At 71.8% G+C, this 18,292-nt stretch carries 17 protein-coding genes; 11 read left to right on the top strand and 6 right to left on the bottom strand.

Annotated features, from left to right (window positions below; all coding sequences use genetic code 11):
- Positions 1-148: 148 nt before the first annotated feature.
- Positions 149-955, bottom strand: coding sequence for an enoyl-CoA hydratase/isomerase family protein (locus PV396_RS33780; protein WP_319211174.1), 807 nt, complete (start codon positions 953-955; stop codon positions 149-151).
- 213 nt (positions 956-1,168) lie between these two features.
- Here PV396_RS33780 and PV396_RS33775 point away from each other — a divergent pair, with 213 nt between their 5' ends.
- Positions 1,169-1,990 carry a hypothetical protein gene (locus PV396_RS33775; protein ID WP_319211173.1) on the top strand — a complete coding sequence of 274 codons (822 nt, stop codon included), beginning with the start codon at positions 1,169-1,171 and terminating at the stop codon, positions 1,988-1,990.
- Positions 1,991-2,222: 232 nt separating this feature from the next.
- Here PV396_RS33775 and PV396_RS33770 read toward each other — a convergent pair whose 3' ends face one another.
- Entirely contained in the window at positions 2,223-3,332 is a 1,110-nt protein-coding gene (locus PV396_RS33770; RefSeq protein ID WP_319211386.1) for an adenylate/guanylate cyclase domain-containing protein, read from the bottom strand.
- Between the two features lie 262 nt (positions 3,333-3,594).
- A complete protein-coding gene (locus PV396_RS33765) occupies positions 3,595-4,485 on the bottom strand; it encodes a biotin--[acetyl-CoA-carboxylase] ligase (protein ID WP_319211171.1) in 891 nt (296 codons plus the stop codon).
- Between the two features lie 120 nt (positions 4,486-4,605).
- Between PV396_RS33765 and PV396_RS33760 the strand changes: the two genes are divergently transcribed.
- The 4 genes from PV396_RS33760 (at position 4,606) to PV396_RS33745 (ending at position 7,345) form a co-directional block, all read left to right on the top strand.
- A complete protein-coding gene (locus PV396_RS33760) occupies positions 4,606-6,210 on the top strand; it encodes an acyl-CoA carboxylase subunit beta (protein ID WP_319211169.1) in 1,605 nt (534 codons plus the stop codon).
- Positions 6,211-6,222: 12 nt separating this feature from the next.
- The gene (locus PV396_RS33755) at positions 6,223-6,432 is read left to right on the top strand and encodes an acyl-CoA carboxylase epsilon subunit (protein WP_319211167.1); all 210 of its coding nucleotides are present in this window, start codon (positions 6,223-6,225) and stop codon (positions 6,430-6,432) included.
- 104 nt (positions 6,433-6,536) lie between these two features.
- Entirely contained in the window at positions 6,537-6,665 is a 129-nt protein-coding gene (gene mmpB / locus PV396_RS33750; protein ID WP_319211166.1) for a morphogenic membrane protein MmpB, read from the top strand.
- A 41-nt stretch (positions 6,666-6,706) separates the two neighbouring features.
- The gene (locus PV396_RS33745; protein ID WP_319211165.1) at positions 6,707-7,345 is read left to right on the top strand and encodes a nucleoside triphosphate pyrophosphatase; all 639 of its coding nucleotides are present in this window, start codon (positions 6,707-6,709) and stop codon (positions 7,343-7,345) included.
- Positions 7,346-7,351: 6 nt separating this feature from the next.
- Here the strand turns inward: PV396_RS33745 and PV396_RS33740 are convergent, their stop codons facing one another.
- On the bottom strand, positions 7,352-7,861 hold the full coding sequence (locus PV396_RS33740; RefSeq protein WP_319211164.1) for a hypothetical protein: 510 nt from the start codon (positions 7,859-7,861) through the stop codon (positions 7,352-7,354).
- A gap of 386 nt (positions 7,862-8,247) precedes the next feature.
- On the opposite strand from PV396_RS33740, the gene PV396_RS33735 reads away from it, so the two are divergent.
- A complete protein-coding gene (locus PV396_RS33735) occupies positions 8,248-10,020 on the top strand; it encodes an acetyl/propionyl/methylcrotonyl-CoA carboxylase subunit alpha (protein WP_319211163.1) in 1,773 nt (590 codons plus the stop codon).
- 235 nt (positions 10,021-10,255) lie between these two features.
- Positions 10,256-10,831 (top strand): helix-turn-helix domain-containing protein, encoded by a 576-nt coding sequence (locus PV396_RS33730; RefSeq protein WP_319211161.1) that lies wholly within the window; start codon positions 10,256-10,258, stop codon positions 10,829-10,831.
- Positions 10,832-10,871: 40 nt separating this feature from the next.
- Here the strand turns inward: PV396_RS33730 and PV396_RS33725 are convergent, their stop codons facing one another.
- Both PV396_RS33725 and PV396_RS33720 read right to left on the bottom strand, forming a co-directional pair.
- Positions 10,872-11,876, bottom strand: coding sequence for a DeoR/GlpR family DNA-binding transcription regulator (locus PV396_RS33725; protein WP_319211159.1), 1,005 nt, complete (start codon positions 11,874-11,876; stop codon positions 10,872-10,874).
- A gap of 180 nt (positions 11,877-12,056) precedes the next feature.
- Complete coding sequence (locus tag PV396_RS33720) at positions 12,057-13,505, bottom strand: NAD(P)H-quinone dehydrogenase (RefSeq protein WP_319211157.1); 1,449 nt, start codon at positions 13,503-13,505, stop codon at positions 12,057-12,059.
- A gap of 162 nt (positions 13,506-13,667) precedes the next feature.
- Here PV396_RS33720 and PV396_RS33715 point away from each other — a divergent pair, with 162 nt between their 5' ends.
- The 4 genes from PV396_RS33715 (at position 13,668) to PV396_RS33700 (ending at position 18,267) form a co-directional block, all read left to right on the top strand.
- On the top strand, positions 13,668-14,105 hold the full coding sequence (locus PV396_RS33715) for a gamma-glutamylcyclotransferase (protein ID WP_319211155.1): 438 nt from the start codon (positions 13,668-13,670) through the stop codon (positions 14,103-14,105).
- A gap of 92 nt (positions 14,106-14,197) precedes the next feature.
- Positions 14,198-15,022: a purine-nucleoside phosphorylase gene (locus PV396_RS33710; RefSeq protein ID WP_319211153.1), complete on the top strand. Its 825-nt coding sequence runs from the start codon at positions 14,198-14,200 to the stop codon at positions 15,020-15,022.
- A 247-nt stretch (positions 15,023-15,269) separates the two neighbouring features.
- Complete coding sequence (locus tag PV396_RS33705; protein ID WP_319211152.1) at positions 15,270-16,922, top strand: phospho-sugar mutase; 1,653 nt, start codon at positions 15,270-15,272, stop codon at positions 16,920-16,922.
- Positions 16,923-17,079: 157 nt separating this feature from the next.
- Positions 17,080-18,267 carry a hypothetical protein gene (locus PV396_RS33700; RefSeq protein ID WP_319211150.1) on the top strand — a complete coding sequence of 396 codons (1,188 nt, stop codon included), beginning with the start codon at positions 17,080-17,082 and terminating at the stop codon, positions 18,265-18,267.
- Positions 18,268-18,292 lie beyond the last annotated feature (25 nt).

The raw sequence follows: 18,292 nt of genomic DNA, 5'->3' as shown, positions 1-18,292 counted from the left end.
TTCGGGCCAGCCCGGCCCAGCCTCCCCCCGGTTCAGCTTCCCCCGGCCCACCCGGGCAGCCCGGTTCCACCCAGCCAACCCTGCCCGGTTCTGCCTTCCCACCCCGCCCGACTCGGCTTCCCCCGGCCCACCCGGACGCGCCCGACCCCTACTCCCCCGGCCAGGCCGGCGTTCGCTTTTCGGCGAAGGCCGCCACCCCCTCCGCGCGGTCGCCCGAGAAGGCGACGGTTCGCCATGCGGCGTCCTCCACCTCGAGGCCCGCCCGCAGGTCGAGGCCGAAGCCCGTGCGCAACGCCCGCTTGGCCGCCCGTAGCCCCACCGGGGAGTTCGCCGCGATCCGGGACGCCAGCGCCAGCGCCTCCTCCCGGGCGCGCCCCTCCTCCACCAGCACATCCACGAGCCCCAGGTCCCGCGCCTCAGCGCCCTCCACCCGCCGTGCGGTGAAGATCAGCTCGGCGGCCCGCGCCGCCCCCACCCGCCTGGGCAGCAACTGCGTACCGCCGCCGCCCGGAATCACCCCCACGGAGACCTCCGGCAACCCCACGACCGCCGTGGAGTCCGCCACGATCAGATCGCAGGACAGCGCCAGCTCGAACCCGCCCCCCAGCGCGAACCCGTGCACCGCGGCGATCGTCGGCATCGGCAGCTCCAGCACACCCGTGTACGCACCCCGCGCCACCGGCCGCTGCCGGACCAGTTCGGCGTCGGACATCGAGTTCCGCTCCTTGAGGTCGGCCCCGACGCAGAACGCCCGCTCATGGGTGGAGGTCAGCACCACCGCGCGTACGTCACGGTCGGCGGCCAGCGCCGCACACGCACCGCCGATGGACCGGGCCATGGCGGAGGAGACCGCGTTCATGGCCTTCGGCCGATCGAGGACGAGTTCGGCGACATGCTCGTGCCGCCGCACCACGACGAACTCCCCGAACCGCTCCTCGGCCCGTTCCTCAGCCATGACACCCTCCTGGTTAACGCGGGTTAACTACGACCGCCCGATCATCGCAGCACGCCCGCACCCAGGGGAAGAACAGACGGATGGACAGAGAGGGGACCCCCTCTCCTCATTCGGGTGACAACGCCCCGATCCCCCGAAATTCCTACCCAAGAGCGCATAACGTGCGCTCCGCCACGGCGCACCCGGGGCGTGACGCAACCGGGAGGGATCGCGATGACGGACACAGCGACAAGGCCGGTCGACACAGGCACACCGAGGCACGCCCTGTTCCCGCCCCGGGTCGCCCCCAGGGTCCCGCCGCAGGTCACACCCCACTCACCACCGCCCACCCGAGCCTGGGCGCCGCCCCCCGCACCCGAGACCCCGCCCGACACCCCCCTCGTCAACCGCCCCCGGGGCCGGCACCGCAAGCCCCGCCCCCGCAAGGTGCTGCTCGCGGCGGGCGGCTTCGCGCTGGCCGCCGGGGTCCTGAGCCTCGTACGACTGACGCCGGACGGCGGAGTGGACGGTGTCGGCAGGGCACAGGCCCCGTCGGACCTGGACGTGGACACGAGCACGGGCAGGAACGAGGGCACGTACGACGACACCTCGACCGACCGCACCGACAACACGGCGGCGACGGTGGGCGACGTCCCCAGGGCGACCCCGTCGGCGAGCGCCCCCATGGGCGGCGGCGCGACCCCGGCCCCGACCACGCCCTCGACCGCACTCCCGACGGCTCTGCCGAGCGCCACCGGCTCCCTACGACGCCTGCCCCTCGACGCGCTCCCGACGCCCCTCGCACCGGCCGCCGACGCCACGACGATCCCCCAGCAGCCCAGCACCCCGGAGCCCGCCCCCACCCCCGGCGTACTACGCCCGGCAGCCCCGCCCCCGGCCCCGGCGGCACAGCAGCCCCAGCCCCCTCAGCAGGCGGAATCGGCGCCCGCACCGACCCCGGAACCCTCGTCACCGGCCTCGAAGCCCGCGCCTGCCGACGGAGTGTGCGTACCGCTGATCGGCCTGTGCGTGGACGCCCTGAACCACGACCACTGAGCCAGGGAAACGGGGCGAGCCGGCCCTGCACAACAGGGCCGGCTCGCCCCGCAGCGCCCGCGTGCCTCGTCCGGAACGGAAACGGTGTGCGGTGCGGAGGGGTGCGCTACGGCCGGTCCTACCCGCCGGCACCAGCCCGCCGGAGCGATGACCGCGGCTCCACCTCGCCCACCCGCCCGCCTCCCCCGCAACAACCACCGGGCCTCAGCCCGGGCCGAGACGAAACCACCGGCTACGCGCCGAACCCCGTCCGCCGAGTCAGCAGCCACGGTTCCACCACGCCCAGCCCACGCACCGGCCGCTGCCACATCGGCTGCAACGCGAACCGGTACACCGGGGCCTCCTCGCCCTCCTTCTCGGCGGCGGCCGCGGCCTCCGCCGCCTCCGCCTCGGAGGCGGGGGCGTCCCCGGTACGGATCAGCTCCTGCGCGAACGCCCCGTCGACGAGCACGGCATCCCGTGGCGCTATCGACGTCAACCGCGAGGCCAGATTCACCGTCGACCCGAACACATCACCCATACGGGTGGTCACCGTGCCGAAGGCCATCCCGACCCGCAGCTCCGGCATCGTCTCGTCGTGCGCCATCGTCTCGATCAGCCGCAGCGCGATCTCGGCGGCCACCCCCGCGTCGTCCGCCGCGTACAGCACCTCGTCGCCGAGCGTCTTCACGAGCCGCCCGCCGTTCGCCGCCACCAGGTCGGCGGCCGTGGTCTCGAAGGCCTCGACGAGTTCGCCGAGTTCCTCCTCCTCCATCCGACGCGTCAGCCTGGTGAACCCGACGAGGTCGGCGAAGCAGACGGCGAGCCGCCGGTCGACCATCTCCTCGTCGTCCGCGGCCTGTACGACCCGCCCGGTCGCGGCGGCGAGCTGGCGCCGCCAGACGTACACGATGAACTCCTCCAGCTCGGGCAGGAGCAGTTCGATCAGCGGGTACGTCACCTCGGTGCGTGTCATTCCGGGCTCGGGCGGCTCGGTCAGCCCCTCCAGGAAGGAATCGATCTGCCACTCGGCCAGACGGGCGGTGGTCTGCCCCGTGGAGCGCGCCACCTGCACGGCCATCGCCTCGCTCAGCAGCCCCGCCTCGACAAGACCGGCGAGCCTGCGCAGCGCGAGGACGTCCGCCTCGGTCAGCGCCTTGGCCTGCCCGATGTCGGCGAAGCCCATCGCCCGCCAGAACCGGGACGCCAGTTCCATGGAGACCCCGGCGCTGCGGGCCGCCTGAAAGGGGGTGTAGCGGCGCTCGGCACCGAGGATGAGCGATTCGAGACGCAGGGCGAGCGGGTTGTCAGCGGGGTCGACGTCCTGCGAGTCCACCCGGCTGCCCGCCGCGTCGGAGTCCATGTCGTCGACGGTCACGCCTGCTGCCCTTCCGATCTGTCACGGTCAGATATCGACCGCCCTCAACGATACGGCCTCACTCCGTCAGGTCCAGCAGGGACGACGCACCCGGAGCCGGTGTGACCGTCCCTGGGGGCTGCCGCCCCCAGACCCCCGCTTCGGCCTGAACGGCCTCGTCCTCAAACTCCCCCAGAGGGGGGACCCCCAGACGGGCTGGAGATGCCTGGGCCTGGGCTGAAAGATCAAGCCCCGAGGACGGGAACCCTCACGCCGGCCGCAAATGCACCACGTCCCCCGCGCCCACCGGCTCCTGCACCCCCTCCCTCGTGGCCAGCACCAACCTCCCGTCCCCGTCCACGGCGACCGCCTCCCCCACCACACTCCGGTCCCCCGGCAACTCCGCCCGCACCATCCGCCCCAACGTCGCGCACCCCGCCGCATACGTCTCCTGCAGCCCCGACGACACCGGATCCCCCTCCACCGCCCGCCACCGCAAGTACCACCGCTCCAGCGACCGCAGCACCGCCCGCAGCAGCGGATCCCGGTCCGTGCGCACGGCCCCCGCCAGCGCCAACGACCCGGCGGTGGGCACCGGCAGCTCGTCCTCGCGCAGGGTGACGTTGATGCCGATGCCGATCACCACGCCGTCCTCCCCGGCCCGCTCGGCGAGGATGCCGCCCGCCTTCCGCTCCTCGTCCCCCACGGTCACCAGCAGGTCGTTGGGCCATTTGAGGGACGTGTCGATGCCCGCCGCGCGTGCCAGGCTCGTCGCCACGGCGACCCCGGTGAGCAGCGGCAGCCATCCCCAGCGGGTCACCGGTACGTCGGTCGGCTTCAGGAGCACGGAGAAGAACAGCCCGGAGCGGGCCGGCGCCGTCCACTGCCGGTCCAGCCGGCCCCGCCCGGCGGTCTGCTCCTCGGCGAGCAGGATCAGGCCCTCCTCCGCCTTGCCCTCGCCCGCGAGGGCGACGAGGTCGGCGTTGGTGGATCCCGTACTGCGCACGACCTCCACCCCCGACCAGAGCCCGCCCTCCCGGACGAGCGCCCGGCGCAGCGCACCGGCGTTGAGGGGCGGCCGGTCGAGGTCGGACCACCGCCCGTCGCTTCCCGTGGCGGGTTCCGGCTCGGTGCTGTCTGCGTCATCTCGCGGCGTCATGCAAGCCACACTAGATGTGGTAAACGCCGCACTGCCGATGGGTAGGCACCCCACTACGCTACGGATGAGTAGCCAGTCCCCCTTCTGAGCACGTCACACTTTGCAGGGAGCCGCATCCCGATGGCCGAGCCGGTACAGCCGCAGCAGATCGACATCCACACCACCGCTGGCAAGCTCGCGGACCTGCAGCGCCGCGTCGAGGCGGCGACGCACGCCGGATCGCAGCGGGCTGTCGAGAAGCAGCACGCCAAGGGCAAGTTGACGGCCCGTGAGCGCGTCGAACTGCTCCTGGACGAGGACTCGTTCGTGGAGCTGGACGAGTTCGCCACGCACCGCTCGACCAACTTCGGCCTGGAGAAGAACCGCCCGTACGGGGACGGCGTGGTGACCGGTTACGGCACCGTCGACGGCCGTCCGGTCGCCGTCTTCTCCCAGGACTTCACCGTGTTCGGCGGTGCGCTGGGCGAGGTCTACGGCCAGAAGATCGTCAAGGTCATGGACTTCGCGCTGAAGACCGGCTGCCCGGTCATCGGCATCAACGACTCGGGCGGCGCCCGTATCCAGGAGGGCGTGGCGTCCCTGGGCGCGTACGGCGAGATCTTCCGCCGCAACACCCACGCGTCCGGGGTCATCCCGCAGATCAGCCTGGTCGTCGGGCCCTGCGCCGGTGGCGCCGTGTACTCGCCGGCCATCACCGACTTCACGGTCATGGTCGACCAGACCTCGCACATGTTCATCACCGGCCCGGACGTCATCAAGACGGTCACCGGCGAGGACGTCGGCTTCGAGGAGCTGGGCGGGGCCAGGACCCACAACTCCGCGTCGGGCGTGGCCCATCACATGGCCGGCGACGAGAAGGACGCCATCGAGTACGTCAAGCAGTTGCTGTCGTACCTGCCGTCCAACAACCTCAGCGAGCCCCCGGTGTTCCCGGAGGAGGCGGACCTCGCCGTCACGGACGAGGACCGCGAGCTCGACGTGCTGATCCCGGACAGCGCGAACCAGCCGTACGACATGCACACGGTGATCGAACACGTCCTGGACGACGCCGAGTTCTTCGAGACGCAGGCCCTGTTCGCGCCCAACATCCTCACCGGGTTCGGCCGGGTGGAGGGGCGTCCGGTCGGGATCGTCGCCAACCAGCCGATGCAGTTCGCCGGCTGCCTCGACATCGCCGCGTCGGAGAAGGCGGCGCGTTTCGTCCGTACGTGCGACGCCTTCAACGTGCCCGTCCTCACCTTCGTGGACGTCCCCGGCTTCCTCCCCGGCGTCGACCAGGAGCACGACGGCATCATCCGCCGCGGCGCCAAGCTGATCTACGCCTACGCGGAGGCGACCGTCCCGCTCATCACGGTCATCACCCGCAAGGCCTTCGGCGGCGCGTACGACGTCATGGGCTCCAAGCACCTGGGCGCCGACCTCAACCTGGCGTGGCCCACCGCGCAGATCGCCGTGATGGGCGCCCAGGGCGCCGTCAACATCCTGCACCGCCGCACGATCGCCGAGGCCGAGGCGAACGGGGAGGATCTCGAGGTGGTCCGCGCCCGGCTGATCCGGGAGTACGAGGACACCCTCCTCAACCCGTACATCGCCGCCGAACGCGGCTACGTCGACGCGGTGATCCTGCCGTCCGACACCCGCCGCCACGTCGTACGGGGGCTGCGCCAGCTCCGTACCAAGCGCGAGTCCCTGCCCCCGAAGAAGCACGGCAACATCCCGCTGTAAGGAGCCGTCGTCATGACGATCAAGGTCGTACGGGGCAACCCGACCCCCGAGGAGCTCGCCGCCGCCCTGGCGGTGGTCCGAGCCCGCGCCGCGGCGGCACCCACGACGCCGAGCGGCGCGGCGGGCCCGACAGACGCGTGGGCCGACCCGGCAAGGATCGCGGCCCACCGGATCCCCCAGCCGGGCCCGACATCGTGGACCCGCACGTACTGGCCCGGGTAGGCCCTCAGGGGCGCGAGGAACCGCGCGCAGAAGGACAACAAAGGGCGCCGATTTGAGTACCCCTACTCAGGCGCCGACCCTCCGCCAAGCCCCACGCTAGTGGCATGCTGTGGTCCGACCCCGAGAACGAGCCGCCGAAGGAACTGCGCGACGCGCAGCGGATGCTTCGGCGGCTCGGCTTTCTCATGGCGCTGGCCATGGTGTTCGCGATGATCGTCCTGGGCGTGCGCTAGCACCTGTCCGGGGTCCGCGGGCCGCCGATACCCTGATCCGCATGACCGATCAGCCGCGCCGCCGTCTCGTGCTCGCCTCCCAGTCCCCCGCCCGGCTCAATCTGCTCCGGCAGGCCGGGCTCGACCCCGAGGTGATCGTCAGCGGGTTCGACGAGGACGCCGTGACCGCGCCGACCCCCTCCGAACTGGCCCTCGCCCTCGCCGAGGCCAAGGCCTCCGTGGTGGCCGCGCAGCCGGGTGTGCGGGGCGCGCTGGTGATCGGCTGCGACTCCGTCCTCGAGCTGGACGGCGAGGCGTACGGCAAGCCGGCCGACGCCGAGGAGGCCACCGCCCGCTGGAAGGCGATGCGCGGCCGCGAGGGCGTCCTCCAGACCGGGCACTGCGTCCACGACACGGCGACGGGACGCCAGGCCTCGGCCACCGCGTCCACCGTGGTCCGCTTCGGCGAGCCGAGGGACGAGGAGATCGCGGCCTACGTCGCCTCGGGCGAGCCCCTGCACGTCGCCGGGGCGTTCACCCTCGACGGCCGCTCGGCGCCCTTCATCGACGGCATCGACGGCGGCCACGGCAACGTCATCGGCATCAGCCTGCCGCTCGTACGCACACTGCTCGCCGAACTGGGCGTCGGCATCACGGAGTTGTGGACGCCCCGGGAAGACCCTGAGAACCGGGGGAAGTAGAGGCCGTCAGGGGGCGCTGGGGGCCGGCGGGGAGGTGAGCGGCGAGCCCTCGGTGTCCGCGGCCGGAGAGCCGCCGTCCGGGTCGCCTGTGCCGTCCTCGGGGGTCTTGGCCGCCGCCGTGCCGTCGTACCTGTCGTACGTCATCAGCAGGAGCACGACCAGCGCCAGCACCACGGCCATCGTCAGGAACGCCGGCACGCCCACCAGACCCCACGCGAACGCGCCCAGCAGCGCGTGCACCACGGCGACGCTGATCAGCAGGATGCGGCCGAGGCCGGCCGGGGAGCGGTCGCGCAGGGCGACGAGCAGGGCCACCACGCCGCACAGCGCGAAGTAGGCGCCGAAGACCACGCCGCCGATCTTCGAGGACAGGGACATCACGTCCGGGTCGAGACCGGCGAGGGACATCTTCTGGTTGTCGACGACGATCCCGAGGAACCAGTTCAGCGCGGCGATGCCGAACGCCTCCACGAAGAGGACGACCGCGACGATCCAAGCAACCGGTCTGCGGACCACCGGCCCCCACCCACTTTCGACTGCCGCACGAGCAAGTCTGCTGTTGGCACTAGTACGTTCGATACATCCTGAACGCTACTCACGGGTATACGCGCGGACAAGGGTTCGGCGAAGGTTCAGCGAGAGGCAAAGAATCACTGGGCCGTTCGTAGGGTCCCCACAAAGAAACCGAGTGGGCCGCAGCACGCTCTCACAGAGACCTTGACCACATCAGGGGACTAGGGTTTCCCGATGGAGTCCTGCGTACATAGGTGCGACAAGGGATTTCGCGGGTCGAGCAAGCCTCGCATCACGCTCCGTGTGGGCAAGCTCACCAGTGAGGACGGGTCGATGCGCCGTGTCGGCAGTCCCTAAACTCGGCTTGTTTCAAGGAGGGAGCCTCAATCGTGCGCAAGGTGCTCATCGCCAACCGTGGCGAAATCGCTGTCCGCGTTGCCCGGGCCTGCCGGGATGCCGGGATCGCGAGCGTGGCCGTCTACGCCGACCCGGATCGGGACGCTCTGCATGTCCGCGCCGCGGATGAGGCGTTCGCCCTGGGCGGTGACACCCCGGCGACGAGTTATCTCGACATCGCCAAGGTGCTGCAAGCCGCCAAGGACTCCGGAGCGGACGCGATCCACCCGGGATACGGCTTCCTCTCCGAGAACGCCGACTTCGCCCAGGCCGTCATCGACGCCGACCTGACCTGGATCGGCCCGCCCCCGCAGGCCATCCGCGACCTCGGCGACAAGGTCGCCGCCCGGCACATCGCCCAGCGCGCCGGCGCCCCGCTGGTGGCCGGCACGCCCGACCCGGTCTCGGGCTCGGACGAGGTCGTCGCGTTCGCCCGGGAGCACGGCCTGCCCATCGCGATCAAGGCCGCCTTCGGCGGTGGCGGACGCGGTCTGAAGGTCGCCCGCACCCTCGAAGAGGTGCCGGAGCTGTACGACTCCGCCGTGCGTGAGGCCGTGGCCGCGTTCGGGCGTGGCGAGTGCTTCGTCGAGCGCTACCTCGACAAGCCCCGCCACGTCGAGACGCAGTGCCTGGCCGACTCCCACGGCAACGTGGTCGTCGTCTCCACGCGTGACTGCTCGCTGCAGCGCCGCCACCAGAAGCTGGTGGAGGAGGCTCCCGCGCCGTTCCTGTCCGAGGCCCAGGTGGCGGAGCTGTACTCCTCCTCCAAGGCGATCCTCAAGGAGGCCGGCTACGTCGGCGCCGGCACGGTCGAGTTCCTCGTCGGCATGGACGGCACGATCTCCTTCCTCGAGGTCAACACCCGTCTCCAGGTGGAGCACCCGGTCACCGAGGAGGTCGCGGGGCTCGACCTCGTACGCGAGATGTTCCGTATCGCCGACGGCGAGGAACTCGGCTACGGCGACCCCGAACTGCGCGGCCATTCCTTCGAGTTCCGCATCAACGGCGAGGACCCGGGCCGGGGCTTCCTGCCCGCCCCCGGCACCGTCACCACCTTCGCCCCGCCCTCGGGCCCGGGTGTCCGGCTGGACGCGGGCGTCGAGTCCGGGTCGGTCATCGGCCCGGCGTGGGACTCGCTGCTCGCCAAGCTGATCGTCACCGGCGCCACCCGCGAGCAGGCCCTCCAGCGGGCCGCCCGCGCCCTGGCCGAGTTCCAGGTCGAGGGCATGGCCACCGCGATCCCCTTCCACCGCAAGGTGGTCGCCGACCCCGCGTTCGCCCCCGAACTCACCGGCAGCCAGGACCCCTTCACGGTCCACACCCGCTGGATCGAGACCGAGTTCGTCAACGACATCCCGGCCTTCGCCGCGCCCGCCGACATCGAGGTGGACGAGGAGGCCGGCCGCGAGACCGTGGTCGTCGAGGTCGGCGGCAAGCGCCTCGAGGTCTCCCTGCCCGTCTCCCTGGGCATGTCACTGGCCCGCACCGGCCTCGCGGCGGGCGCCAAGCCCAAGCGCCGCGCGGCCAAGAAGTCGGGCCCGGCGGCCTCCGGCGACACCCTCGCCTCCCCGATGCAGGGCACCATCGTCAAGGTGGCCGTGGAGGAGGGCCAGGAGGTCAAGGAGGGAGACCTGATCGTCGTACTCGAAGCGATGAAGATGGAACAGCCCCTCAACGCCCACAAGGCAGGCACCATCAAGGGCCTGGCAGCCGAGGTAGGCGCCTCCCTCACCTCAGGCGCCCCCATCTGCGAAATCAAGGACTGACCCGCACAACACCCCGTACAACTGAGTGAGGCGCCCGGCGGACTGAGCAATCAGCCCACCGGGCGCCTTCTTTCCTGAGGTACTGGGCGCGCAGCGCCCGTCCCTCAGGGGCGCGGGGAACTGCGCGACAAGCCCCCACCGGACCCGCACCCGGCAACCCCCCACCGCACCCCACGACCCCGCCCCGATGGCATGCTGACCCCACGGAACAAGCACACGAAGGGCAGGTGACCCCATGGCCCAGCCGCCGGCAGGCCTCCGCGCGGACGCCCGCCGCAACTACGAACGCCTGCTCACCGAGGCCCGCTCCACCTTCGCCGAACACGGCACAGGCGCCTCCCTCGAGGACGTGGCCCGACGCGCCGGCGTCGGCATCGGCACCCTCTACCGCCACTTCCCCAACCGCCCCGCCCTGCTGAGCGCGGTCTTCGAGGACGCGGTCAGCGACCTGCTGGCCCGCTCCCGCGAACTGCTGACCGCCCCGGAGCCGTGCGCCGCACTGGTCACCTGGCTCCGCGAGATCATCACGCACGCCGGTGAGTACCGGGGCCTCGCCCGGGCCCTGATGTCGGTGTCGCACGACGCCGACTCGGCCCTGGCCAGGTGCAGCAACCCGATGCGGGAGGCGGGCGCGGCCCTGCTCGCCCGCGCCCAGCAGGCCGGCACCCTGCGCACCGACGTCTCCATCGGCGACCTGCTCCAGCTCACCAACGCCATCGCGCTGGCGGCCGAGGAGACCCCGGACGACCCGGACCTGGCCGACCGCCTCCTGACCCTGACCCTGCGGGGCCTGAAGGCCGTACCCCAGTAACCGTTACCTCGGTGACCGGCATCCCCGTCGTACGGCGGGGTTAGCGGCGGCGGAGATCCGCCACCCGGGCCCGTTCCCGCTCGCGTTCACCCGGTCCGCCGGGCTGCTCGCCCACCATCGTGCCGCGCAGCGGATGGCCCGCCGCGCCGCCGGGCAGCTGTCCCCGGCGCGGGTTGGGAAGCGGCACGTCACGGCGCTGTCCGCGCGATGGGACCTGGTCACCGCCCTGCGCCCCGTTTCCCGGGGAGCCGTTTCCCGAGCCGGCCGATCCGGCCACGGCGATCTGCACTCCCTGGTCTGCCAGGGCCTGGAGCTCCGTACCGGCGCGGTCGTCGTGGACGGGCGGTTCGTCGGTGACGAGGCGGGTGATCACATCCGTGGGCACGGTCTGGAACATGGTGTCCGAACCGAGCTTGGTGTGATCGGCGAGCACGACGACCTCGGCGGCGGCCTGCACCAGCGCGCGGTCGACGGACGCCGACAGCATGTTGGAGGTGGAAAGCCCGCGTTCGGCGGTGAGCCCGCTTCCGGACAGGAAGGCCTTGGACACCCGCAGCCCGTGCAGGGACTGCTCGGCGCCACTGCCGACCAGGGCGTAGTTGGAACCGCGCAGAGTGCCGCCGGTCATCACGACCTCCACTCTGTTCGCGTGGGCCAGCGCCTGGGCCACCAACAGGGAGTTGGTGACGACGGTCAGCCCGGGAACCCGCGCGAGCCGGCGTGCCAGCTCCTGCGTGGTGGTCCCCGCCCCGACCACGATGGCCTCGCCCTCTTCGACGAAGCTCGCGGCGAGGTCGGCGATGGCCGTCTTCTCGGCGGTCGCGAGATGAGATTTCTGCGGAAAGCCGGACTCCCGCGTGAACCCGCCCGGCAATACCGCACCGCCATGCCGGCGGTCGAGGAGTCCTTCTGCCTCCAGAGCGCGCACGTCCCGCCGTACGGTCACTTCGGAGGTCTGGACGACGCGGGCGAGCTCACGGAGCGACACGGCTCCATTGGCACGCACCATTTCGAGGATCAATTGGCGACGTTCTGCAGCGAACACGAAACTGACAGTAACCCCAACGACCGTCCGCTTTCAGCAGTATCCGCCGAATAACAGAAGTTGTTCGCATGGAGGTACGGGAAGTGGTATACGCGCCTATCCCGACCGCTTACGCCGTGCCAATGAACGGTAATTGGACGGCAATCCCCCATGACCAGCGGGAAGTTGCCCGCCCGGCGGTCAGCCCTCGCCCGACGTCTTGCGTGTGTGGAGCTGCCGGGCGACCTCGGCGATCGATCCCGAAAGGGAGGGGTAAACGGTGAACGCGTTCGCGATCTGCTCGACCGTCAGATTGTTGTCGACGGCGATCGAGATGGGATGGATGAGTTCGGAGGCGCGCGGCGACACAACGCAGCCGCCCACCACAATCCCGGTGCCGGGGCGGCAGAACAGCTTCACGAAGCCGTCCCGGATGCCCTGCATCTTCGCCCGCGGATTGCGCAGCAACGGCAGTTTGACGACCACGGCCTCGATCTTGCCGCCGTCGACGTCGGCCTGCGTGTAACCGACGGTGGCGATCTCGGGGTCGGTGAAGACGTTGGAGGAGACGGTCTTCAGGTTCAGGGGGGCCACCGCGTCGCCGAGGAAGTGGTACATGGCGATACGGCCCTGCATGGCGGCGACGGACGCGAGCGCGAAGACGCCGGTCACGTCACCGGCGGCGTACACGCCCGGGGCCGACGTCCGCGACACCTTGTCGGTCCAGATGTGCCCGGAGTCGCGGAGCCTGACCCCGGCCTCCTCCAGCCCCATCCCGGCAGTGTTGGGAATCGCGCCGACGGCCATCAGACAGTGCGAGCCGGTGATGACGCGCCCGTCGGAGAGGGTGACCTCGACGCGGTCGCCGACCCGCTTGGCGGACTCGGCGCGGGAGCGGGCCATGACGTTCATGCCACGACGCCGGAAGACCTCCTCGAGGACGGCGGCGGCGTCCGGGTCCTCACCCGGCAGCACGCGGTCGCGCGACGACACGAGGGTCACCTTGGACCCGAGGGCCTGGTAGGCACCGGCGAACTCGGCGCCGGTGACACCGGACCCGACGACGATGAGCTCCTCGGGCAGTTCGGTGAGGTCGTAGACCTGGGTCCAGTTGAGGATGCGCTCGCCGTCGGGCTGCGCGTCCGGCAGCTCGCGCGGGTGTCCGCCGGTGGCGATCAGCACGGCGTCGGCGACGAGGGTCTCCTCGCTGCCGTCCACGGCCCGTACGACGACCTTGCGGGAGCCGTCGACGCCCTGCAGCCCGTCGAGCCGTCCCCGCCCGCGCAGGACGCGTGCGCCGGCCCGGGTGACGGAGGCGGTGATGTCGTGCGACTGGGCGAGGGCGAGACGCTTCACCCGTCGGTTGACCTTGCCGAGGTCGACCCCGACGACGCGGGCGGCCTGCTTCTCCGGTGGGGTGTCGTCGGCGACGATGATCCCCAGTTCCTCGTACGACGAGTCGAAGGTGGTCATCACCTCGGCCGTGGCGATCAGGGTCTTCGACGGTACGCAGTCGGTGAGCACCGACGCCCCGCCCAGACCGTCGCAGTCGACGACGGTCACCTCCGCGCCGAGCTGCGCTGCCACCAGCGCCGCTTCGTAGCCGCCGGGTCCGCCACCGATGATCACGATCCGAGTCACATACCCCATTGTCCCGCACGCCCCGCGCGGCCGACGCCCCGGGGCCGCCGTACGGGCCCGGGGCGGCATCCAGGGGCTTGAAAGGGGGCTGTGAGCCGCACACCTGTACGGGTGCGGGAGAGGCGTGTGCTGTCGGAGTGACGGCCGTGCTCGCTGCCGTACTCTCGATCCATGTCGCTCTACGCCGCCTACGCCGGCAACCTCGACGCGCGGCTCATGACGCGTCGCGCACCTCACTCGCCGCTGCGCGCCACCGGCTGGCTGACCGGCTGGCGGCTGACCTTCGGCGGCGAGCACATGGGCTGGGAGGGCGCCCTCCCGACGATCGTCGAGGCGCCGCGCTCCCAGGTCTTCGTCGCGCTGTACGACATCGCCCCGCTGGACGAGGACTCGCTGGACCGCTGGGAGGGCGTGGGCCTCGACATCTACCGCCGGATGCGGCTGCGCGTCCACACGCTGGAGGGCGAGGAACCGGCCTGGGTGTACGTCCTCAACGGGTACGAGGGCGGCCTTCCGTCGGCCCGGAACCTGGGCGAGATCGCCGACGCGGCGGAATCGTCGGGGGCTCCGCACGACTATGTGATGGAACTGAGAAAACGCCCCTGCTGAGGGTCCTTGGTTGGAAACGACAAGACAACGATCGTCATCCCGTCGCCTCTGTCATCTACGCGCGTAGGCTCCGAGCGGATACGCTCAGGCGCGTGAACGCATCTCTTCTTCCGGACGACATCCAGGGCGACCCCTACTCCGCCGCCGACACCGCCGCCGCGCGCCTGCGGGAGCTCACGGGCGCCGAGACCCACGACGTCGCGCTCGTGATGGGCTCCGGCTGGGCACCGGCCGTGGACGCCCTGGGCGCACCCGAGGCCGAGCTCCAGGTCACCGAGCTGCCGGGCTTCCCGCCGCCGGCGGTCGAGGGACACGGCGGCAAGATCCGCTCGTACCGGATCGGGGAAAAGCGCGCGCTGGTCTTCCTGGGCCGCACGCACTACTACGAGGGCCGGGGCGTCGCGTCCGTCGCGCACGGGGTCCGTACCGCCGTGGCCGCCGGCTGCAAGACCATCGTCCTGACCAACGGCTGCGGCGGCCTGCGCGCCGACATGCGCCCCGGCCAGCCGGTCCTGATCAGCGACCACATCAACCTCACGGCTACGTCCCCGATCGTCGGGGCGAACTTCGTCGACCTGACGGACCTGTACTCGCCTCGGCTGCGCGCCCTGTGCAAGGAGATCGACCCCACCCTCGAGGAGGGCGTGTACGCCCAGTTCACGGGTCCCCACTACGAGACGCCGGCCGAGATCCGGATGGCCCGGACGATCGGGGCGGACCTGGTCGGGATGTCGACGGTCCTGGAGGCGATCGCGGCGCGGGAGGCCGGCGCGGAGATCCTGGGCATCTCCCTGGTGACGAACCTGGCGGCGGGGATGACCGGGGAGCCGCTGAACCACGAGGAGGTCCTCCAGGCGGGCCGCGACAGCGCGACCCGCATGGGGTCCCTCCTGGCCCAGGTCCTGGACCGCCTGTAGAACTTGATCGCCCCCGCCGCCCCTACCCGTCCCATCCTGTCCCTGGGGGCTGCCGCCCCCAGACCCCCGCATTCGGCCCTGAAGGGGCCTCGTCCTCAAACGCCGGACAGGCTGGTATGCCAGCCCCTCCGGCGTTTGAGGAGCGGGGGTTCGGGGGCAGCGCCCCCGAGGATGGGACGGGTAGGGGCGGCGGGGGCGAGACTCGTGGCCCCGCACCCACGCACGACCCCAACGAGAGGCACCCCCCGTGCACGACGACGAACTCATCGCCCGGGCCAAGGCGTGGCTCGCCGAGGACCCCGACCCCGAAACCCGCGAGGAACTCGCCAAACTCATCGCCACCCACGACCTCCCCGAACTCACCCCCCGCTTCTCCGGCACCCTCCAGTTCGGCACCGCAGGCCTACGCGGCGAACTGGGCGCCGGCCCCATGCGCATGAACCGCTCCGTCGTCATCCGCGCAGCCGCCGGCCTGGCCGCGTACCTCAAGGCGAAGGGCCGGACGGACGGCCTCGTCGTCATCGGCTACGACGCCCGCCACAAGTCGGCCGACTTCGCCCAGGACACCGCCGCCGTGATGACCGGCGCCGGACTCCGGGCAGCGGTCCTCCCCCGCCCCCTCCCCACCCCCGTACTGGCGTTCGCCATAAGGCACCTCGGCGCCGTGGCGGGCGTGGAGGTCACCGCCAGCCACAACCCGCCCCGCGACAACGGCTACAAGGTGTACCTGGGCGACGGTTCCCAGATCGTCCCGCCCGCCGACGCCGAGATCGCCGCGGAGATCGCCGCCGTACGGGCCCTGGCCGATGTGCCCCGCCCCACCGCCGGCTGGGAAACCCTCGACGACACCGTCCTGGACGCCTACCTGGCCCGTACGGACGCGGTGCTCGCCCCCGACTCCCCGCGTACCGCCCGCACGGTCTACACCCCGATGCACGGCGTCGGCCGGGACACCCTGCTCGCCGCCTTCGCCCGGGCCGGCTTCCCCGCCCCCGAGCTGGTCGCCGAACAGGCCGACCCCGACCCGGAGTTCCCGACCGTCGCCTTCCCCAACCCGGAAGAGCCCGGCGCGATGGACCTCGCCTTCGCGAAGGCCCGCGAGACGAACCCTGACCTGATCATCGCGAACGACCCGGACGCGGACCGCTGCGCGGTGGCCGTACCCCTGACCGACAGGGGAACGCCCACCGGCGACTGGCGCATGCTGCGCGGCGACGAGGTGGGCGCCCTGCTCGCCACCCATCTGGTCCGGCGCGGAGCACACGGCACGTTCGCCGAGTCGATCGTGTCCTCCTCGCTCCTCGGCCGGATCGCCGAGAAGGCGAACCTCCCCTACGAGGAGACCCTGACCGGCTTCAAGTGGATCGCCAGGGTCGAGGGCCTGCGCTACGGCTACGAGGAGGCCCTCGGCTACTGCGTCGACCCGGAGGGCGTACGCGACAAGGACGGCATCACGGCCGCGCTCCTCGTCACGGAACTCGCCTCCGAGCTGAAGGCGGAGGGCCGTACGCTCCTCGACCTGCTCGACGACATCGCGGTCGAACACGGGCTGCACGCCACGGATCAGCTCTCGGTGCGGGTCGAGGACCTGTCGGTCATCGCGAACGCCATGAGCCGTCTGCGCGAGCAGCCCCCGACCCACCTCGCGGGCCTGGCGATCACGAAGGCCGAGGACCTCACCAAGGGCACGGAGACGCTCCCGCCCACGGACGGTCTGCGCTACACGCTCGACGGGGCCCGGGTCATCGTCCGGCCCAGCGGTACGGAGCCGAAGCTGAAGTGCTACCTGGAGGTCGTCCTCCCGGTGCCCGCGCACGCGGAGCTCGTGATGGCCCGGGCGAAGGCTACGGACCTGCTGGAGACGATCAAGCGGGACCTGTCCGCGGCGGCGGGCATCTGACCCGTACGCGACGGAACGCAGATGGGGTGCCGCCGACTGCGGGCACCCCATCGGGTGATTTGCGTCCGCCGGCCGACGCACGCTCCGCCACTCCCGCCGCCCTCCGGGAAACGGTGACCGGGTACCGCCCCCGTCGCCCCGTACCTGGAGCCGCCCCATGTCCTCGACGGTTACCCGGCCGACGCCCACCCCCGTGGCCACCGCGCCCACCGGGGCCACCACCGCCCCGATCGTCCGCGACGCTCTCGCGGCCCTGCGGCGCGCGGCCCCCGCCCTCGTCGCGTACACGGCGGTCCGCGCGACGGGCCTGCTCGTCCTCACTCTCTGGGCGCACCGGGGGCACCACGGTGTGTGGCCGCTCCTGGCCACCCGGTGGGACGCCGACTGGTACCTGGGCATCGCCGACCACGGCTACCCGCACGCCCTGGGCTCGGTCCAGGACTCGGGCAGCCTGGCCTTCTTCCCGCTCTACCCGGCCCTCGTCAAGGCGCTGGCCGTCCTCACCCCGGGCACCCGGGCCAGTACGGGGCTGGCTCTCGCCGTCGTCGCGTCGCTCGTCGCCGCCTGGGGTGTCTTCGCGGTCGGGGAACGCCTGCACGACCGCCGGACGGGCGTCGTCCTGGCCGCGCTGTGGGCCGCGTTCCCGGTGGGCGCGGTCCAGTGGATGGGCTACACGGAGTCCCTGTTCACCGCGCTGGCGGCCTGGTCGCTGTACGCCGTGCTCACGGGCCGCCTGCTGTGGGCGGCCTCGCTCGCCGTCCTCGCCGGACTGACCCGCCCCACCGGTGTCGCCGTGGCCGCCGCGGTGTCGCTCACCGCGCTCCTCGCCCTCCGCCGCCACCGCTCGGCCCGCGTCCTCGCGGCCGCCGCCCTGTCCCCGCTCGGGTGGCTCGGCTACGTCGGCTGGGTGGGCCTGCGCCTGGGCCGCTGGGACGGCTACTTCGCCGTGCAGCGACTGTGGCGCCAGGACATGGACGGCGGCGCGCTGACCCTGCGCAGGATGCGGGAGCTGCTGATGTACGACTCGACGCCCGAACTGTTCCTGGTGATGGTGACCGGGGTTCTGCTGGGCGCGGCAGGCCTCTTCGTCCTGTCGGTCTGGGACCGCCAGCCCCTCCCGCTGCTGGTCTTCACGGGCGTCCTGCTGGCGATCGTCCTGGGCAGCGGCGGCGTCTACTACCCGCGCGCCCGCTTCCTCGTCCCGGCGTTCCCGCTGCTGCTGCCCGTGGCGGTCCATCTGGCCCGCGCGTCCCGCCGCTTCCGCATGATCGCGCTCACGACGGCGGTGGCACTGTCGGCGTACGGCGGCGCGTACATGCTGCTGGTCTGGCCGAGCGCACCCTGAATGCCTGAAGGCATGTGTCCGGCCT

The sequence above is a fragment of the Streptomyces sp. ME02-8801-2C genome (genome assembly GCF_033793965.1).
Classification (GTDB): domain Bacteria; phylum Actinomycetota; class Actinomycetes; order Streptomycetales; family Streptomycetaceae; genus Streptomyces.
The sequence above is the reverse complement of the archived record's forward strand: the minus strand, read 5'-3'. Positions and strand labels throughout refer to the sequence as shown.